Here is an 18,199-nt window from a genome sequence, read left to right as displayed (position 1 = left end):
ACCACCATCGCGCATCGGCGTGCGTCATGCGGCCGGAGTGTCGGTTTCCAGGATCGTCATCAGGGCCCGGGCCGCCGGACTGGTGGCCTGCGGGGGCGGGAGCAGGGCCACCGTCTCGTAGACCTCCTCGCCCGTCCCCTTGAGGGGGAGCGCGGTGAGGGGCTCGCGCTTGTGGCGGAAGTGCTGGGGGACCACCGCGATGCCGAGGTTCTCGTCGATCAGGTCGAGGAGGCTGTGTACGTCGTTGACCTCCAGCGCGACCGTCCGCCGTACGCCCGCCGCCGCGAAGACCGCGTCCGTGGTGCGGCGCGAGGCCCAGTCCGGGTGGAAGTCCACGAAGACCTCGCCGCCGAGGTCCTCCGGAGTGACCGCCGCGCCGGTCTCCGCGAGCCGGTGGCTGGGATGGCACAGCACGGTCATCGGCTCACTGGTGAGGGATACGGAGCGGAGCTGGTCGGTGTCCGCCTGGGTGCGGTACGCGAACGCCAGGTCCAGGCGACCGGCCGCGACCTCCTCCGCCAACGCGCCCGAACCCGCCTGCCGCAGGCGGATCTCCACGTCGGGATGGCGACGCCGGAACGCGGCGAGCAGGCCCGCCACATGCACCCCGGCGATGCACTGCTCGGTGCCCAGGGACAGCGTGCCGCGCAGGACACCCTGCACCGCGGCCACCGCCTCGTGCGCCGAGCGGACCTGCGCCAGAATGCGCTCCGCCTCGCCGAGCAGCGCCCGGCCGGCCTCCGTGAGCGTGACCCGGCGGGTGGTACGGACGAACAGCGGGGTCTGCAACTCCCGCTCCAGGGCGCGGATCGACGCCGACAGGCCCGACTGGGACACCATCAGCCGCTCGGCCGCGCGGGTGAAGTGGTGGTCCTCGGCGACGGCGATGAAATGCTGAAGATGACGCAGCTCCATGATTGAGAAGCGTAACCGCTGAATTCCATCGGATTCTTCTGTTGGACCACTGCCCGCAGGTCACGACAGAGTGGGCGGTGGTTCCCTGGAACCGGTATCCCGTGTGCCAACCCCTCTGGAGTCGCGTTGTACACCGCACACCCCGACCGCTACGCGGACCTGCCCTACCGGCGCACCGGACGCAGCGGTCTGAAGCTGCCCGCGATCTCGCTCGGCCTGTGGCACAACTTCGGGCCCGACCGCCCGGTCGACGCCCAGCGCGCCATCCTGCGCCGCGCCTTCGACCTCGGCGTCACCCACTTCGACCTGGCCAACAACTACGGCCCGCCCCCCGGCGCCGCCGAGTCCGCCCTCGGTGAGGCGCTGAAGGCGGACTTCGGGTCGTACCGCGACGAGCTGGTGATCTCCACCAAGGCCGGCTATCTGATGTGGCCCGGCCCCTACGGCGAGTGGGGTTCGCGCAAGTACGTGCTGTCCTCGCTGGACCAGAGCCTCAGTCGCATGGGCCTGGACTACGTCGACATCTTCTACTCGCACCGCCCCGACCCGGAGACTCCCCTGGAGGAGACGATGGGCGCCCTGCACTCGGCCGTCCAGCAGGGCAAGGCGCTCTACGTCGGCATCTCCAACTACTCGGCGGAGCAGACCCGGGAGGCCGCCCGCATCCTCGGCGAGCTGGGCACCCCGCTCCTCATCCACCAGCCGCGCTACTCGATGCTCGACCGCCGCCCCGAGGACGAGGGCCTGCTCGACGCCCTGGACGAGCTCCAGGTCGGGTCGATCGTCTTCTCCCCGCTGGAGCAGGGGCTGCTCAGCTCCCGCTACCTCGACGGCATCCCGGAGGGGTCCCGGGCGGCGAGCGACAGCCCGTTCCTGAACTCGGACGCGGTCACCGAGGACCTGGTCGGCCAGCTCCGCGCCCTGAACGACATCGCCAAGGGACGCGGTCAGACCCTCGCCCAGCTCGCCCTCGCCTGGGTGCTGCGCGGTGGCCGGGTCACCTCCGCGCTGGTCGGTGCGAGCAGCGCGCAGCAGATCGAGGACAGCGTCGCGGCCACCCGCAACCTGGACTTCGACGCCGACGAGCTGGCCAGCATCGACGCGATCATCAAGCCGTAGGGCACCGCACGGCCGTCAGGCCGTGAGCCGCTCGCTGACCTCCCAGAGACGGGCCGCCGCCTGCGGGTCCACGGCGCGGGACAGCACCCCTGGGGTGGTGTCCCCGCCGGCCCAGGCGGCCTCGTCCTCGGGGGCGAGCAGCGGGCTGATGTCGACGTTCTCGCAGTAGACCCCGCCGAGACCGTCGAGTTGGGGGCTGGTCGCGCACCAGACGCTGGTGGCCGCGCCCTGCTGCACGGTCTTCATCTGGCGCTCGGGGTCACGGATCGGCTTGCCCTCGGCGTCGAGCGCGCCCGCGGCCTGGAGCGCGGCCGGGTCGAGGTGCTTGACCAGGCCAGTGTCGATGATCAGGCCCGGGTGCACCGCGAACGCCCGGATGCCCTCGGCCTGTCCGCGCCGGTCCACCTCGACGGCGAACAGGGCGTTGGCCGTCTTGGACTGGCCGTAGGCGAGGAAGGGCTCGTACTTCCTGTGCTCGAACTGCAGGTCCTCGAAGTCGACGCCGGCGAAGCGGATGCCCCGCGACGACAGGACCACGACCCGCGCGCCGTTGGCCGCGACCAGTGCGGGCCACAGCTTGGTGGTCAGCTGGAAGTGTCCGAGGTGGTTGGCGGCGAACTGCGACTCGTAGCCGCGCGCGTCCCGCGCCAGCGGGGTCGCCATGATCCCGGCGTTGTTCACCAGGAGGTGCAGCGGACGCCCGGAGGCCAGGAACTTCTCCGCGAACGCGTCGATGGACGCCGGGTCCAGCAGGTCCATGTGCTCGACCTCGGTTCCGGGGAGGACCGCGAGCGCCGTCCTGGCCCGCTCCACGTCCCTCGCGGGTACGACGATCTTGGCCCCGGCGCCGTGCAGCACGCGGGCCGTCTCCAGGCCGATGCCGGAGTAGCCGCCGGTGATGATCGCGACCTTGCCGGTCAGATCGACGCCCTTGATCACCTCCTCGGCGGTGGTCGAGGCGCCGAAGCCGGAATTCAGGGGCTGCTGTGCGGTGGTCATGTCTGCTCTCTCCCTCATCAGCTTGAGCTGTTGAGATCACCGTAGGTCGACCGATCCGTACGATGAATACTTGAGAATCCGCATAACTTGCGTGATAGTTCGAACATGGTCGTGGATCCCCTCTCAGACCCCCTCTCCGACGCCCTTGCCGTCGCCGATGCCCGCAGCGTGTTCTCCGGCGGCTTCACGGCCGGCGGCGACTGGGCCATCGAGCTGCGCGGACGCGACCGGCTGAAGGTGAACGCCGTGGTGCAGGGCGGCTGTCTGCTGGTCCGGCACGGCGGTGAGCCCCTGCGGCTCGCCGAGGGGGACGTCGTGATCTCCGACGGCGGCCAGCCGTACACCCTGTGCAGCCGGCCCGGCGTCGCGCCGACCGACTCCGCGGACGTCGTCATGGACCCGGCGACCCGGATGGGCCGGCTCGGGCAGGGCGACGCGGTGGACGTCGCCTGTGTGTCCGGGCACATCGACCTGAGCCGCGACCGGGGGGACCTGCTGCGGCGGGCGCTGCCGGAGCTCGTGCACGTGCGCGCGGACTCGCCCGAAGCCGGTGTACTGCGGTGGCTCATCGGGCAGTTGGCGGCCGAGATGCGCACACGCCGGGCCGGGGTCGAGTTCGTCTCGGCGCAGCTGGCGCAGCTGATGTTCGTGCAGGTGCTGCGGGTCTGTCTGACCGACTCGGACGGGCTGCCGCCCGGCTGGCTGCGCGCCCTCGCCGACGAACGCCTCGCCCCCGCGCTGCGGCTGATGCACGGCGACCCCGCCCACCCCTGGCAGCTGGAGGAGCTGGCACGGGCGGCCGCGATGTCCCGCACGACGTTCGCCGTACGGTTCAAGGAGGCGGCCGGTGTGCCGCCCCTGACCTACCTGCTCAATTGGCGGATGAATCTTGCCGCCCGGGCCCTGCGCCAGGACGCCGCCCCGGTCGGCGCGCTCGCCCGTTCCGTCGGCTACACCTCCGAGAGCGCCTTCAGCAACGCCTTCAAGCGGGCGGTCGGGGTGGCACCGCGACGCTATCGCGAAGAAGCCCTGGCTAGGAGCTGAGCCGTTCTTCGAGGCGGACGGTGACCTGATCGCCTTCGCCTTTGGCGATGGCCTTTCGAAGATCGGCTTTCACGGGGAGTTTGTGGGTGCCGTCGCCGAGGGCCATGAACGAACTGCGGAAAGGGTGTCCGTCGATCGTGCCGCGGACCTTGACCAGACCGCGGGTGCCGAAGAAAGCGACGGACCCGGGCCAGACGAGATAGGTCCAGCCGCCGTCGTTCGGGCTTTTGATCAATTCGGCGGTGAATTCCTCGTTCAACGGGGTGCCGGTACTCATGATGTCCTCCGCTCGGGATGGCCTGCGGTACAAGAGACCACCCCGAGCGGGAAAACTCATCGCGGACGCCGACCCTCAGGCCCCGGCAGGCACCCGGTCGAGGAAACCGAGCACGGAGCGGATACGGCCGTCCCCGTCCAGCGTGATCACGTCGAACCCGGCGACGGGCGCCGAGCCGTCGGCTCCGCTCACCAACTCCCAAGCGAAGCGGACGGTTTCGTGGTGCCCGTCGACGGCGCCCAGCGGACGGAAGGCGAACCCGGGGAACTGCTCGTGCGCCCCGGCGATCAGCCCCGCGATCTCCGCGTGGCCGGTGACTGACGCCAGCGGGTCGGTGTACGTACCCTCGACGGACCAGGCGGCGGCGACCGCCTTCGCCAGCGCCTCCGGTTCGCCCGCGTTCCAGGCCTCGAAGTAGCGGGCGACGGCGCTCTCGTATCGGTCGGTGTTCACGGACATGCTGAATCAGCCTCCAGCGAGGTTGTTCGTACTGGTCAGGGACCGGATCCGATGCCTGCCGACCCGGTGACCCCACCCTGCCGGGGCGCGCGGGAGGCGTCGATTACCCCTCGGGTAATGGCGGCGGGAGAACCCCGCAAAACGGGCTACGAAGCTTTTCGGCCAACCAAGGCTGTGAATATGCCAAGAGAGTGGCTAAAAAGTCGTGGTGACAGTGTTTCAGGAGTGAACATACTCGTCTGCTAGGGCATGACTTCACGCGTGCCCGGGCATGACTTCACGAGGCAAATCCGCCATCGTGCGCACCACCTGAGCCACCCGAGCCGCCCATTAGAGCCGCATGGAAAGCGAGGCCCGACCGGCAATCGACACGCGACGGGGGAGTGATCGTGCACGACGAATTCCTGTGCCATGTCACCGCGTACGGTACCTGCGGCGGACAGCGCGTCGGGGTGCCCTTGGGAACCTACCGCGCTCCCACCCTGGCGCTCGCCCTGTGGTGGTTACGGGACCGCGCGGTGTGGATGGCCGACCGGCTCGACCCGCAACCGGAGAACCCGCGCTTTCCCCGTGGTGCCCTGGTACCGGTTTCGGACACCGCCCCCGACGTGCCCCGCGCGTTACGCACCTGGTCGCGTGACGTGGGTCAACAGGAGCAGGTGGCCTACGAGTTGGCAGCCGGACGGCTCGTGCAGATCGCCATCAGCGACGAGACCACCGAGTACGAGCTGCTCGCCGAATCGGTAGACGCCCTCCGGATGCAGCGGACCGTTCCGGCACTGGTCGTCCCCGTCGCCTGACACGTGTCGACCACCGCACGCCCCTGACCGCTGACCGGGCGCACAGGTGAACGAATCGGTAGAATTCGGGGCATGTCAGAGCGGCCGAACGCGCCGACCGCACCCGAACTCCTCCTGGAGACGGAATCGGGCTCCACGGTCATGACCCCGGGCCGCGACTACCACGTCGGCCGCGACCCCCTCAGCGACATCGTCATCGACGACGCCCGCGTCTCCTGGCACCACGCGGTCCTGCGGCCCGAGGCCGGCCACTGGACGCTGGAGGACGAGCACAGCACGAACGGCACCTATGCCGACGGCCGTCGCGTCGAGGAGTGGGGCGTCGGCCCCGGCAGCGTGATCCGCTTCGGCAACCCGGCCGACGGCCCGTGCGTCACCCTGGCCGACCGCCCCGCCCCGGCCCCGGAACGCCCCTCGGCCGTGTCCATGCCCGCCTTCACCGGCACTTTCCGGCAGCCGACGACCGTACGACCGCTGCCCAGCCGTACGGTCCGCATCGGCCGGGCCGGCGACAACGACCTCGTCGTGGACGACCTGATCGTCTCCCGCCGCCACGCCGAGCTGCGCGCCATGCCGGACGGGACGTACGAGATCGTCGACCTCGGCAGCCACAACGGCACCTATCTCAACGGCCAGCCCGTCGCCCGGGCCCCGGTCGGGCCGGGTGACATCGTCGGCATCGGACACTCCGCGTTCTGTCTCGTCGGCGACCAGCTCCAGGAGTACGTCGACACGGGCGAGGTCTCCCTCGACGTACAGGACCTCACCGTGGCTGTCGACCGGGGCCGCAAGGTCCTTCTCGACCAGGTGTCGTTCCCGGTCGGCGAGAAATGCCTGCTCGCCGTCGTCGGACCCAGCGGCGCCGGCAAGTCCACCCTGCTCAACGCCCTCACCGGCCAGCGCCCCGCCGACCGCGGCACCGTGCTCTACGACGGCCGCGACCTCTACCGCGACTACGCCGAACTGCGCCAGCGCATCGGCCTGGTCCCGCAGGACGACATCCTGCACGCCCAGCTGACCGTGCACAGCGCCCTGTCCTACGCGGCCGAACTCCGCTTCCCGCAGGACACCGCCAAGGCCGAACGGCAGGCCAGGGTCGAGGAGGTCGTACGGGAACTGGGCCTCGAACAACGGGCGACGCAGCCCGTGCACAGCCTCTCCGGCGGCCAGCGAAAGCGCGTCAGCGTGGCCCTGGAGCTGCTGACCAAACCCTCGCTGCTCTTCCTCGACGAACCGACCTCAGGACTCGACCCCGGCATGGACCGTTCGGTGATGCACATGCTGCGCGGCCTCGCCGACGACGGCCGTACCGTCATCGTCGTCACCCACAGCGTCCTCAGCCTCGACGTGTGCGACCGGCTCCTGGTGCTCGCGCCCGGCGGCAAGGTCGCCTACTACGGGCCGCCCGACGACGCCCTCGCCTTCTTCGGCTTCGAGCACTGGCCGGAGGCGTTCGAGGCCTTCGAGCGGGATCAAGAGCGGGACTGGGCGGGGGAGTTCAGGGAATCCCCCTTCCAGCGCCAGTACATCGCCAACTCGACCGCGCAGCCGCACCAGTTGGGTTCGGGCCCGGTCGCCACGGCCCCGCCGCCGCCCCGGCCGCGCAGCCGCAGTGCTCAACTCGGCACGCTGGTGCGCCGGTACACCGCCGCCCTCGCCGCCGACCGGACCTTCCTCGTCATCATGATCGCGCTGCCGTTCGTCATGGGTGCGATGGCCCGCGCGCTGGCCGGGAGCGAGCTGACCCGGGAGACGGCGATGAACGCGCTGCTCATCCTGTGCGTCGGCGGCGTGCTCACCGGTGCGGCCAACGCCGTGCGCGAACTCGTCAAGGAGCGCGCGATCTACCGGCGCGAGAGAGCCGTCGGCCTGTCCAGATCGGCGTATCTGCTCTCCAAGGTCGTCGTCCTGGGCGCGATCACCGTGGCGCAGGCCGTGGTGCTCACCCTGGTCGGACTGTTCGGCGTCGACCTCAACGCGCCCGGCGGCAAAGGGGTGTTGATGCCGCCCCTGATCGAAATCACCGTAGCCGTCGCCCTGTTGTCCTTCACCGCGATGATGCTCGGGCTGCTGGTCTCCGCGATGGTGCGCAAGGAGGAGGTGACGATGCCGCTGCTGGTGCTGCTCGCCATCGTCCAAGTGGTGTTCTGCGGCGCCCTGTTGAAGCTGCACGGCGTACCCGGTCTGGAACAGCTGTCCTGGCTGGTGCCCTCCCGGTGGGCGCTCGGCGGGATGGCCGGCACCATCGGGCTGGCCCGGATCGTGCCGGGCGAGCTGACCGGCGATCCGATGTTCCGGCACTCGGCCGGGGTGTGGCTGCTCAACATGGGCATGCTGGTCGTGCTGTCGCTGCTCTTCGGTTTCCTGGTGTCCCGGCTGCTGCGGCGCCACGAACCCGCCGTGATGCGGAAGTAGGGGCCGCCACGATGACGCTCCCACCCCCCGGCTTCCGGCCCACGCACGTCGTCCCCGAGCACGGGATGCCCGCCTGGGAGGCCCCGGACCCGGCCCGCCCCACCGTGCCGCTCGACGCGCTGCTTCCGGTGCAGCTGCTGGAACGGCGCGGGGACTGGGCCCACGCCCTGTGCTCCAACGGCTGGTCGGCCTGGGTCGACGGCCGCCATCTGATCGCCGTCTCCCAGGACCCGCCGGCCGCGGGCGGCCCGCTCACCCGCACCGCCGACCCGCGCCCGCTGCTCGCCCGCGCCGAACAGGCCCTGGCCCGCTACCGCAGCGCGGTGGAGGATCTCGCGGGCGGCGGCCTGGACGGTGCGTCCTTCCAGGCCCGCACCAAGGGCCTGCGGATCGGCGTGGTCGTCGACGGCGAATCCGTCTGGCTCTACGACTCCGACCACGAGCGCTGGGTGTACGGCGACGGCACCCGCCTCAGCACCTACGCCTCGGACGACGGTCCCCGCGCCGAACCGGCCGACCCCGGGCACGCCCCCACCCAGGTCGTGAGCCCCGATGGCCCGTGACGCGAGCCTCTTCTCCGGCCGCCCCTCCGAACTGATCGGGCAGCAGATCGCCGGCTACCGCATCGAGGACGAGATCGGCCGCGGCGGCATGGCCGTCGTCTACCGCGCCCACGACCTCCGCCTCGACCGCACGGTCGCCCTGAAGCTCCTCGCCCCCGAACTCGCCCGCAACGACACCTTCCGCAAACGCTTCACCCACGAGTCCCGGGTCGCCGCGGCGATCGACCATCCGCACATCGTCCCCGTCTTCGAGGCGGGGGAGACGGACGGGGTGCTGTACATCGCCATGCGCTACGTCGCCGGCAGCGACCTGCGTCATCTCCTGGACAGGGAAGGCCCGTTGAGGCTCCCGACGGCCGTACGCATCGCCACGCAGGTCGCGTCCGCGCTGGATGCCGCCCATGAACACGGGCTGGTCCACCGGGATGTGAAGCCCGGGAACATTCTGGTCGCCCGCGGTACCGACAGCGATCATCCCGAGCACGTGTACCTCACCGACTTCGGTCTGACGAAGAAGTCGTTGTCGCTCACCGGGTTCACGACTGTCGGGCAGTTCGTCGGCACGCTCGACTATGTGGCTCCTGAGCAGATTTCGGGGCGGCCGGTCGATGGGCGGTGTGATGTGTACGGGCTGGCGTGCGTCGTCTACGAGACGCTGGCCGGGCGGCCGCCGTTTCAACGGGACGATGACATGGCCTTGTTGTGGGCGCACCAGTACGACATGCCTCCGGCGGTCAGGGAGGCTCGGAGTGATCTGCCCGGGCATGTCGACGGGGTCTTCGCGAGGGCGTTGGCGAAGAGTCCTGATGATCGGTACGAGTCTTGCCTGGCGTTTGTGACGGAGTTGCGCGGGGGTGTTTCTGGGCATGCGGCGACCGAGGTGGACATGCGGGTGGGCGGGGTGGGGGACGGGAGGCCTCCTGAGCCGCCTCGGTGGGCGGAGCCGGTTTTTAGGAGGCGTGACTGAGGTGTTTCGGCTGCGGGTGCGTTGTAGCTGGTCGCGCAGTTCCCCGCGCCCCTAGCGGGGCGCTGTAGTACCCGGTGTCTGTCCGTTCAGGGGGATGCGTCGTGCCGTGATTCTGCGCCGTGTGATGCGCCAACCTGACTCGACCCGCACCACTGTGTCCTCGTACGTGACCGATCCGCACGAGCCGTCCGTCCTGATGCCCAACCCCTTTGACCGTGCGCGTACTTGGCCCTCCGGCAGCTCCTCGATCACCACGTTCGTCACGTGGTGCGCGACGGGGTTCCCCGCACCCAACGCCAGCGCCGCGTCCACGAGTTGGGTGAGGCCGATGAGTGTGTCCTGGCCGAAGTCCGTGAGGTCGTACTCGACGTCCGGGGTGAACACCTCGGACAAGCGGTCGAGTTCGCCCTCGTCGGCCAGGTGGCCGTGCAGGGCGATCAACTCCGTTATGGCCAGGCGGTCTTCGAGTGTCAGCGCCATGTCTGTCCTTCCGTCGGCTCGGCGCACACTCTCATGTCCGGTGCTGCGGCTGCGCGGGGATTTCCACCTCGCCCCGTCGGTGGACCGGCCTTGCCAAGAGGGCCCCGAGGAATCCCGCCACCAACCCCCACACCGCCGCCAGACCCACCGCCGACCACACCTCCGGCTTCAGGAACAGGTCTCCGGACAGGCCGCCGCCCACGTCGCCGATGCCGAGGAGGGAGAGGCCGTAGTGGGCGGAGATCCGGCCGATCAGGCAGATCATGAGGACCGCGAGGGCGAAGGCGATGGCCAGGTGGACGGCGTGTTGCCAGGCGCGTACGCGGGCCGGGGAGCGGGCGGCCATCAGGAAGGCGGCCGAGAGGAGCAGGACCGCGTTCACTACCAGGAGCCACCACACGCCGTTGTCGTGGGCGGCGAGCGAGCGCAGGTTCAGGGTGGAGACGTCCGGGGTGCGCAGGACCTCGTTCAGGAGGCGGGGGACGGGGAGGCCGAAGGGGCCGTCGACGCGGCCGTTCCAGGTGGCGCCCAGGCCGATGGTCAGGGCCAGCCAGACCAGGTTCGGCATGCCCAGGAGGATGAGCGCGAAGGTCTGGGCGGCTTCGCCGCGGGTCGCCGCTACGACCAGGGCCAGGACGACGCCGAGTGCCACGTAGGTGAGGAGCAGGGCCACCACCGCGAACGCCGCCGGGCGGACCGACGCGTGGAAGCGGAGGAGGCGGGCGGGGAGGGGTGCGCCCGGTGACACCAGGAGGGCCAGGATCAGGACTCCTGCCAGCCAGAGGAGTCCGAACAGCACCGTCTGTGCCATGTCCGCCTCGAAGCCGACCTCGGGGGACGTGCCGAGCAGGTCGCCGATGTCGCCGAGGGTTCCGGTGCCCAGGGAGATCGAGAACTTCTGGCGCGCTCCCAGGGCCAGTCCGATCAGGGCTAGCAGCCACAGGACGGCGACGCGGGCGGCCCAGCCGGCCAGTTCCGCCGCCGAGGCGACCGCGCGGTGCCGCAGGGGCCGTAGGAAGCCTGCTGCGGTCGTCAGGGCGCCGGTCAGGGTCACCGAGAGGGGGATGACCGTCAGGCCTGCCTTGGTGTCGGCCAGGGAGCCCGCGTTTCCGGTGAGTTTCAGTGTGCCGCCCACCGCCGTCACCACCGTGGCCGTGACGACCCGGGGGAACGCGCCGTCCGGGAGGTCCGTCGCGCCGGCCGCCCACAGGCCCAGCGCGGACACCAAGGCCATGCTGAGCACGCCTGCCAGCACCGTGCCGAGCGCCTGGAGCCAGCCGTGGCGGGCTACTGCCTGGTCAGAGGGGGTTCGGGGGGTCACACGGTCACGCTAAGCAGCGGCGGGGGAGCGCGCCCGCCGGGAGGGCCGTCCGCGTCGGCTTGCGGGCGGACCATGACCCGAGCACACAATGGGTTCGTTGTGGATAAAGCGGCGCAAATCGGTAGAAGTGCCGCTGTCGACCGCGTCGGGAAGAAGAGCTCGTGAGCGTCGAACCTCCGTCTTCAGGCCGCCCCACCGGACCGCCCTCCGGCCCGCTGTCGGGACCCTCCCAGCCGCCTTCGGGCCCGCCCTCGCAGCCCTCGGGCGGCGGCGGTGCCGGGGCGCCAGAGCCGCACCGGCCCTGGTGGAAGTCGGTGCCGCGGGTCGCGATCCTCACGGCCGTCGTGGTGGCCGCCGTGGTTCTGGGCCTCGTCTTCACCCGGTCCGACGGCGGCGGTTCGAGCAAGACGGCGAGCAAGGGCGAGGTGTTCCTGCAGGCCGCTGCCAAGACCGGTCCCGATCCGTTCACCGGGTCCAGCGCCACCGAGAACTCCGCCCCGCCCGTCTCCGCCTCACCCACCGCCTCGGAACCGGTGAACGCGGTGCGCGGTGTCGACGGCGGCGCCCCCGGCCTCTACGGCGGCACCCAGAACGTCTCCAGCTGCGACGTCGAGAAGCAGATCAAGGCGCTCCAGGCGGCCCCGGCGAAGAACACGGCGTTCGCGTCCGTCGCCGGCGTCCAGCCCGCCGGAGTCCCCGCCTACCTGCGCTCACTCACCCCCGTACAGCTGCGGATGGACACCCGCGTCACCAACCACGGCTACCGCGACGGCACCGCCACCAGCTACCAGGCCGTCCTCCAGGCCGGCACCGCCGTCCTCGTCGACAACCACGGCGTGCCCCGCGTCCGCTGCGCCTGCGGCAACCCCCTGTCGCCGCCGGTCGCCCAGCAGACCACCCCTAAGCGCACCGGCGACACCTGGTCCTCGTACCGGCCGCAGAACGTCGTCGTGGTCACCCCCGCACCGCAGATCATCAACATCTTCGTGATCTACGACCCGGAGAACGGCCACTGGTTCGGCCGCCACCACGGCGACACGGGCAAGCACGACCACAAGACCCCGGCGCCGGTGAACCCGGCCAGCCCCTCGGTCACCGTGTCCCCGCCGACCTCGCCGTCCTCCAACTCCCCGTCGGCGTGCGCCTCCACGGCCCCCGGTACGCCGGGAACGCCCGGGACGTCCACCAGCCCGTGCCCGCCGACGTCGAGCGCACCGTCCTCGCCGTCCTCCTCGTCGCCGAGCTCGGAGTCCCCGTCGAGCCCGGGGTCCTCGTCCTCCGAGCCGCCGTCGACAGCGTCGTCGGACGCCTCTTCCGCCTCCTCGGCCTCGTCCTCCCCACCCGAATCGCTGGCTTCCGACACGACCACGACCTCGTCGTCGAGCTTCAGCGCGCCGGTTTCGCCGGGGTCGATTTCACCGTCACTCTGATCGGGGGGACTGCCGGGCGTGGTGCTGGGTACGAGCACTGGTACGACAGCGACCGGCAGTGCCGCCTTCCGAGAGAGACACGCATGATCGACCACCGGGACGGGGTAGTGATACCGACTCGTTTCGACGTGCCCGTGGAACCGCTGAGGCGGGCGGCGCACTACACCGGCGAACCGGGCTGCATCTCAGCGGCCCGGCACTTCACCCACCAGTTCCTGGAACAGCTCAGAACCGAGTGGTGCGCCACGATCGACGACCAGTCAGACGGCGAACTGCTGCTGGTGGTGAGTGAGTTGGTCACCAACGCGGATCGCCACAGCAACGGGCCGTACATCCTGGAGCTGGAGGGCACGGACACCTCGGTGACGGTGTCCGTCTGCGACAGCAGCGTCGCCCTGCCCCGGCTCTTCGCCCGGGACCCCGAGCGCATCGGCCGGCACGGCCTGGAGATAGTCCACGCCCTGGCCGCGCAGGTGAGCGTCGAACGGGTACCGGTCGGCAAGCGGGTGCGCGCCGTGGTGTACCTGGGAGGAGAGGACCGCTAGGAGGTCACATCCCGCTCCGGGCGGCCGTGATCAGCTCGTGCAGGTACCGCTTGGTGACCCGGCCGCCGTACCGCGTCTCCAGCAGCTCCCGCAGACAGGCCAGCAGGCCCTGGCGCGCGGGCTCGGCCAGCGCGAGATGGTTCGAGTACGTGAGCACGACGTCGAGGTACTCGTCGGTCGTGTACGTGATCTCCTGAGCGCTCCGCCACACCGTGACGTCCTCGAAGTGGGCGGAGCCCTCGAACTCCCGCGTGTCCGTTGCCGTTTCGTCCTCGGTGGGACTCCGGAAGCCGGGCGGAGTGGCCGGGTCCCAGCGTTCGTAGCAGCGTTGCGACCGGTCGAAGAAATCCTGCGTGCCACCCGCCACGTGATGCGTGGTGACGACCGCCAGGCGCCCGCCGGGGCGGAGCGCGGACGCCGCCTTCGCGAGGAACCTCTCAGGATCGAACCAGTGGTACGCCGTCGCGGTCACCACCAGGTCGAACGGCTCGTCCGGCACCTCCCACAGCTCGAAGTCCGCGACCTGTACGTCCGCTCGCGGGAACGCGCTCAGATTGCGCCGCGCCAGCGCCGCGAGCGACGGGCCCAGCTCCACAGCGGTCAGCCGGCCGCCGAACTCGGCGAGCGGGACGGTGAGTTGACCGGTGCCGGGGGCGATCTCCAGGATCCGGCTGTCGGGGCCCAGGCTCGCCGTACGGGCCAGTTCGTCGACCAGAGGGCGCGGATACCGGGGGCGGACCCGGTCGTAGCGCTCCGCCGCTCCGTCGAATGTGTCGCGCAGCACCGTTCCGGCACCCTTTCGTCTCGGCGATTCCCCCCAGGGCAGAATGCTGATCCCTTGCCCTCACGTCCACGGCTTTTAGTCTGAGGGGGTGAGCAACCAAGCGCCGAACCAAGCCCGCGTGATTCCGCTGCGCCCGCACGAGCCGGCCCCTCACCTGCCGGAGCCACAGGTTCCCGCGCCCAAGGAACCCCTGTGGCGCGACCTGGTCGGTGACGTCCTACGACGCGAACGCCTCGCTCAGGAACGCACGTTGAAGGATGTGGCCGACGCCGCCCGGATCTCCATGCCCTATCTCTCGGAGGTGGAGCGGGGCCGCAAGGAGGCCTCCTCGGAGGTCATCGCGGCCGCCGCCCACGCCCTCGGACTCGACCTCGGCGACCTGCTGTCGCTGGCCGGGGACGAACTCGGCCGGTACCGCAACAGGCGCCAGGGCAGGGTCACTTCGCCGTACAACGGACAGCTCAGTCTGGTCGCCGCCTGACCGTGCCGCTCAGGACGGGCCGAGGCGTCGGCTGACCACCTGGTCGGCGAGGCCGTACGCCACGGCCTCCTGCGCGGTGAACACCTTGTCGCGGTCCATGTCGGCGCGCAGCGTGGGGATGTCGTGGTGGGTGTGCCGGGACAGCACCTCCTCCACCTGGGAGCGGATCCGCACCATCTCCTTCGCCTGGAGGGCGAGATCGGAGACCATGCCACGCTGCCCGCCGCTCGCCGGCTGGCCGAGCAGCACCCGCGCGTGCTCCAGGACGAACCGCCGTCCGGGGTCCCCGCCGGCCAGCAGCACGGCCGCCGTCGACGCGGCCTGACCGACGCAGAACGTCGAGATCGGCGCCTGGACGTACGTCATCGTGTCGTAGATCGCCATCAGCGAAGTGAACGATCCACCGGGCGAGTTGATGTAGATCGCGATCTCGCTCTCCGGTGACGACGACTCCAGATGGAGGAGTTGCGCGATGACGACGTTGGCGACGCCGTCGTCGATGTCGGTGCCGAGGAAGATGATCCGCTCGGACAGCAGCCGGCTGAACACGTCGTAGGAACGCTCGCCGTTCGGGGTGCGCTCGACGACGTTCGGAATCGTGTACGTCCCCATGTCAGAGCCCCATCCGTCGCTTGGAGGCGGCCGGGCGGACGTCGTCCAGGGAGGCGACGACCCGGTCAACCATGCCGTACTCCTTGGCCTGTTCGGCCGTGAACCAGCGGTCGCGGTCGCCGTCGCGGGAGATGGTCTCCTCGCTCTGGCCCGTGTGCCGGGCGGTCAGCCGCTCGATGGTCTTCTTCGTGAAGTCCAGGTTCTCCGCCTGGATCTCGATGTCGGCGGTGGTGCCGCCGATGCCCGCCGACGGCTGGTGCATCATGACCCGCGCGTGGGGGAGGGCGTAGCGCTTGCCGTGGGTGCCGACACTGAGCAGGAACTGGCCCATGCTCGCCGCGAAGCCCATCGTCAGCGTCGCGACGTCGTTCGGGATCAGCTGCATCGTGTCGTAGATCGCGAGGCCCGCCGTCACCGAGCCGCCGGGGCTGTTGATGTACAGGCTGATGTCCGTGCGCGGGTCCTCCGCGGACAGGAGCAGCAACTGGGCGCAGATCCGGTTCGCGGAGACCTCGTCGACCTGGGTGCCGAGGAACACGATGCGCTGGCCGAGCAGTTGGGCGGCGAGGTGGTCGTCGAAGTGGGTGGACGGGGTGTCGAGTTCCTCGGCGCGTGGCATGAGGGCCGGTGCGAAACCGGCCGTGAGTGGAGACATGGGCACTCCTTGTCGAGCGTGTCGAAGGTGTGTCGTGACCTGTCTCCACTGTCGGCCGACAACGCCCCGGCCTGGGGGTTTCTAGGCTTTCAGCAGATTCGCCGTGAGCAGACGGATCAGCCGGCGTCCTTCTCGCGCAGCTGCCGGAAGAACGCCCGTACGTCCGCTGCCAGCAGGTCCGGTTCCTCCATCGCGGCGAAGTGACCGCCCCGGTCGAGCTTGGTCCAGCGGACGATGTTCTCGGTGCGTTCGGCCTTGTGGCGGAGCGGGATCTGGATCTCGGCCGGGAAGACGGCGAGCGCGGTGGGGGTGGTGGAGGGGAGGGTGGGCGCTGCGGCCCTCGCGCCGGTGGCGTGGGCCCGCTCGTAGTAGATGCGGGCGGCCGAACCCGCCGTCCCCGTCAGCCAGTACAGCATCACGTTCGTGAGCAGCCGGTCCCGGTCCACGGCCTCCTCGGGCAGCTCCTGTGAGTCGGTCCACTCCCTGAACTTCTCGACGATCCAGGCGAGTTGGCCGACCGGCGAGTCCGTGAGGCTGTACGCGAGGGTCTGTGGGCGGGTGGTGTGGAGGACGGCGTATCCGGTGCCCTCGCGCGACCAGGCGGTCCAGCGGCGCCAGGACTCCAGGGCGTCGGCCTGCTCCTGTGGGCCGAGCGCGGCCAGCTCCTCGGCCGTGGGCTCGGTGAGGGCCTGTGCACCCGGCAACAGGTTGAGGTGGACGCCGATGACCCGGTCCGGGTGGGCGCGGCCCAGCTCGCGGGAGATCGCCGAGCCCCAGTCGCCGCCCTGCGCGCCGAACCGGTCGTAGCCGAGCCGGTGCATCAACTCGGCCCAGGCGTCGGCGATCCGGCCCGCCTCCCAGCCGGTGTCGGCGGGCGGGCCGGAGAGGCCGAAACCGGGGATGCTGGGGACGACCACGTGGAAGGCGTCGGCCGGGTCGCCGCCGTGGGCTGCCGGGTTGGTCAACAGGCCCACGATGTCGAGGAATTCGACGATCGAGCCCGGCCAGCCGTGGGTGATGATCAGCGGGGTGGCGTGTGGTTCGGGGGAGCGGATGTGGGCGAAGTGGACGTTCGTGCCGTCGATGGTGGTCGTGAACTGCGGCCACGCGTTCAGCTCCGCCTCCGCCGCACGCCAGTCGTACGTGTGCCGCCAGTAGTGGACCAGCTCCCGCAGGTAATCGGCCGGTACGCCGTAGGCCCACCCGGTGTCGGACAGATCGTCGGGCCAGCGGGTGCGGTCCAGGCGGGCGTGGAGGTCGTCGAGGTCGGCCTGCGGGAAGTCGATGTGGAAGGGCTGAACGCTGTCTGCCTGCGGGGACGTCATGGAAACCGAGCGTAGGCGTTCCACTGGGGCGGGTGGATGAAACTGCGGCCGGTGGATGAAGGTGCGGCCGGTGGATGAAGCTGCGGGCCGGTGGGGGCTGGTCGCGCAGTTCCCCGCGTCCCTTTGGGGCGCGAGACCGCACGGGACATTGTTCGGCAGCCGACCGATGAGTTTCGCGGCTTGCCCCGGTCGATACAGATGACCGTGTTCGACGCACCCGGAGCCCATGGAGGAGCTCATGACCACCGACGCACGCACCGACGGATTCACCACCTGCCTCTGGTTCGACGGCCAGGCCGAGGAAGCCGCCCACCACTACGTGTCGATCTTCAAGAACTCCAGCATCGGGCGCGTCAGCCGCTACGGCGAGGGCGCCCCGCAGCCGGCGGGCACGGTGCTCACCGTGGAGTTCACGGCCTTCGGCCAGAAGTTCGTCGGGCTGAACGGCGGCCCCGAGTTCAAGTTCACCGAGGCGGTGTCCTTCCAGATCCCGTGCGAGAACCAGGAGGACATCGACTACTACTGGACCAAGCTCACCGACGGCGGCGAGCCCGGCCCGTGCGGCTGGCTCAAGGACAGGTTCGGCGTGTCCTGGCAGGTCGTCCCCAGCCGGCTCATCGAGATGATCACCGACCCGGACCCCGCGAAGGTCGCCCGCGCGACGGAGTCCTTCATGGCGATGGGCAAGTTCGACCTCGCCGCGCTGGAGAAGGCCTTCGCGGGGGAGTGACGGGTGATCGCGGGGAGCAGGCTCCGGCTCAGGAGAGCCAGCGGGGCCTGCTCGATCCCCGGTGCCCCGGGAATGGGGTGCAGATGGCGTAACGGGGGAAGTCGATCGACACCAGTGCCCACCTGCGGTCCGGCTCCATCGCCGCGCGCGGCAGGTCGGCGTCACCGTCGAGGACCGGGGCGGCTCCCGGCCCGTCGGCAGGGCATGTCATGGCATGGCTCAGTCGGTCGGCGCGGGTGTGCCACCGGCGGTTGAACAGCGCGAGAAACAGGGCGCCC

The 18,199-nt window shown here is 70.4% G+C and carries 21 protein-coding genes; 10 read left to right on the top strand and 11 right to left on the bottom strand.

The features are described from left to right. Nucleotides 1-24: 24 nt before the first annotated feature. Nucleotides 25-915, bottom strand: a complete 891-nt coding sequence (locus tag R2B38_RS49595) for a LysR substrate-binding domain-containing protein (RefSeq protein ID WP_318022778.1) — start codon at nt 913-915, stop codon at nt 25-27. 126 nt (nt 916-1,041) lie between these two features. Here R2B38_RS49595 and mgrA point away from each other — a divergent pair, with 126 nt between their 5' ends. Continuing rightward, on the top strand, nt 1,042-2,034 hold the full coding sequence (mgrA, locus tag R2B38_RS49590) for an L-glyceraldehyde 3-phosphate reductase (RefSeq protein ID WP_318022777.1): 993 nt from the start codon (nt 1,042-1,044) through the stop codon (nt 2,032-2,034). A 15-nt stretch (nt 2,035-2,049) separates the two neighbouring features. Here mgrA and R2B38_RS49585 read toward each other — a convergent pair whose 3' ends face one another. Further along, nucleotides 2,050-3,033: an oxidoreductase gene (locus R2B38_RS49585; protein ID WP_318022776.1), complete on the bottom strand. Its 984-nt coding sequence runs from the start codon at nt 3,031-3,033 to the stop codon at nt 2,050-2,052. Nucleotides 3,034-3,138: 105 nt separating this feature from the next. Here R2B38_RS49585 and R2B38_RS49580 point away from each other — a divergent pair, with 105 nt between their 5' ends. Then, nucleotides 3,139-4,077 (top strand): AraC family transcriptional regulator, encoded by a 939-nt coding sequence (locus R2B38_RS49580; protein WP_318022775.1) that lies wholly within the window; start codon nt 3,139-3,141, stop codon nt 4,075-4,077. Here the strand turns inward: R2B38_RS49580 and R2B38_RS49575 are convergent. Beyond that, nucleotides 4,067-4,354, bottom strand: coding sequence for a DUF1905 domain-containing protein (locus R2B38_RS49575; protein ID WP_318022774.1), 288 nt, complete (start codon nt 4,352-4,354; stop codon nt 4,067-4,069). The two genes, R2B38_RS49580 and R2B38_RS49575, sit on opposite strands and share 11 nt — an antisense overlap. A 75-nt stretch (nt 4,355-4,429) precedes the next feature. Beyond that, a complete protein-coding gene (locus tag R2B38_RS49570; protein ID WP_318022773.1) occupies nt 4,430-4,813 on the bottom strand; it encodes a nuclear transport factor 2 family protein in 384 nt (127 codons plus the stop codon). 389 nt (nt 4,814-5,202) lie between these two features. Here R2B38_RS49570 and R2B38_RS49565 point away from each other — a divergent pair, with 389 nt between their 5' ends. The 4 genes from R2B38_RS49565 to R2B38_RS49550 all read left to right on the top strand — a co-directional run bounded on the left by R2B38_RS49565 (nt 5,203) and on the right by R2B38_RS49550 (nt 9,558). Further along, a complete protein-coding gene (locus R2B38_RS49565; protein WP_033280890.1) occupies nt 5,203-5,613 on the top strand; it encodes a hypothetical protein in 411 nt (136 codons plus the stop codon). Between the two features lie 72 nt (nt 5,614-5,685). Further along, nucleotides 5,686-8,028: an FHA domain-containing protein gene (locus R2B38_RS49560; RefSeq protein ID WP_318022772.1), complete on the top strand. Its 2,343-nt coding sequence runs from the start codon at nt 5,686-5,688 to the stop codon at nt 8,026-8,028. 11 nt (nt 8,029-8,039) lie between these two features. After that, complete coding sequence (locus tag R2B38_RS49555; protein WP_318022771.1) at nt 8,040-8,591, top strand: hypothetical protein; 552 nt, start codon at nt 8,040-8,042, stop codon at nt 8,589-8,591. Further along, nucleotides 8,581-9,558 carry a serine/threonine-protein kinase gene (locus R2B38_RS49550; RefSeq protein WP_318022770.1) on the top strand — a complete coding sequence of 326 codons (978 nt, stop codon included), beginning with the start codon at nt 8,581-8,583 and terminating at the stop codon, nt 9,556-9,558. The genes R2B38_RS49555 and R2B38_RS49550 overlap by 11 nt, the downstream gene beginning before the upstream one ends. Nucleotides 9,559-9,609: 51 nt before the next feature. On the opposite strand, the gene R2B38_RS49545 is transcribed toward R2B38_RS49550, so the two are convergent. Together R2B38_RS49545 and R2B38_RS49540 are read right to left on the bottom strand one after the other, a co-directional pair. Next, a complete protein-coding gene (locus tag R2B38_RS49545) occupies nt 9,610-10,038 on the bottom strand; it encodes a nuclear transport factor 2 family protein (protein ID WP_318022769.1) in 429 nt (142 codons plus the stop codon). A gap of 31 nt (nt 10,039-10,069) precedes the next feature. After that, the gene (locus tag R2B38_RS49540; protein ID WP_318022768.1) at nt 10,070-11,359 is read right to left on the bottom strand and encodes a streptophobe family protein; all 1,290 of its coding nucleotides are present in this window, start codon (nt 11,357-11,359) and stop codon (nt 10,070-10,072) included. A 161-nt stretch (nt 11,360-11,520) separates the two neighbouring features. On the opposite strand from R2B38_RS49540, the gene R2B38_RS49535 reads away from it, so the two are divergent. Continuing rightward, entirely contained in the window at nt 11,521-12,789 is a 1,269-nt protein-coding gene (locus tag R2B38_RS49535) for a DUF6777 domain-containing protein (protein ID WP_318022767.1), read from the top strand. Between the two features lie 83 nt (nt 12,790-12,872). Further along, entirely contained in the window at nt 12,873-13,334 is a 462-nt protein-coding gene (locus R2B38_RS49530; RefSeq protein WP_318022766.1) for an ATP-binding protein, read from the top strand. Between the two features lie 4 nt (nt 13,335-13,338). On the opposite strand, the gene R2B38_RS49525 is transcribed toward R2B38_RS49530, so the two are convergent. Beyond that, nucleotides 13,339-14,118, bottom strand: coding sequence for a class I SAM-dependent methyltransferase (locus tag R2B38_RS49525; protein WP_318022765.1), 780 nt, complete (start codon nt 14,116-14,118; stop codon nt 13,339-13,341). Nucleotides 14,119-14,206: 88 nt separating this feature from the next. On the opposite strand from R2B38_RS49525, the gene R2B38_RS49520 reads away from it, so the two are divergent. Continuing rightward, on the top strand, nt 14,207-14,599 hold the full coding sequence (locus R2B38_RS49520) for a helix-turn-helix domain-containing protein (protein ID WP_078652412.1): 393 nt from the start codon (nt 14,207-14,209) through the stop codon (nt 14,597-14,599). A gap of 9 nt (nt 14,600-14,608) precedes the next feature. Here R2B38_RS49520 and R2B38_RS49515 read toward each other — a convergent pair whose 3' ends face one another. The 3 genes from R2B38_RS49515 to R2B38_RS49505 all read right to left on the bottom strand — a co-directional run bounded on the left by R2B38_RS49515 (nt 14,609) and on the right by R2B38_RS49505 (nt 17,191). Further along, nucleotides 14,609-15,211, bottom strand: coding sequence for a ClpP family protease (locus R2B38_RS49515; protein WP_033280765.1), 603 nt, complete (start codon nt 15,209-15,211; stop codon nt 14,609-14,611). 1 nt (nt 15,212) lies between these two features. Beyond that, on the bottom strand, nt 15,213-15,866 hold the full coding sequence (locus R2B38_RS49510) for an ATP-dependent Clp protease proteolytic subunit (protein ID WP_318022764.1): 654 nt from the start codon (nt 15,864-15,866) through the stop codon (nt 15,213-15,215). A gap of 116 nt (nt 15,867-15,982) precedes the next feature. Next, nucleotides 15,983-17,191 (bottom strand): epoxide hydrolase, encoded by a 1,209-nt coding sequence (locus tag R2B38_RS49505; protein ID WP_318022763.1) that lies wholly within the window; start codon nt 17,189-17,191, stop codon nt 15,983-15,985. 226 nt (nt 17,192-17,417) lie between these two features. On the opposite strand from R2B38_RS49505, the gene R2B38_RS49500 reads away from it, so the two are divergent. Further along, entirely contained in the window at nt 17,418-17,921 is a 504-nt protein-coding gene (locus tag R2B38_RS49500) for a VOC family protein (RefSeq protein ID WP_318022762.1), read from the top strand. 28 nt (nt 17,922-17,949) lie between these two features. Here the strand turns inward: R2B38_RS49500 and R2B38_RS49495 are convergent, their stop codons facing one another. Next, on the bottom strand, nt 17,950-18,132 hold the full coding sequence (locus R2B38_RS49495; protein WP_318022761.1) for a hypothetical protein: 183 nt from the start codon (nt 18,130-18,132) through the stop codon (nt 17,950-17,952). Between the last annotated feature and the right edge of the window lie 67 nt (nt 18,133-18,199).

This window comes from Streptomyces sp. N50, from assembly GCF_033335955.1.
Lineage (GTDB): Bacteria > Actinomycetota > Actinomycetes > Streptomycetales > Streptomycetaceae > Streptomyces.
The sequence above is the reverse complement of the archived record's forward strand: the minus strand, read 5'-3'. Positions and strand labels throughout refer to the sequence as shown.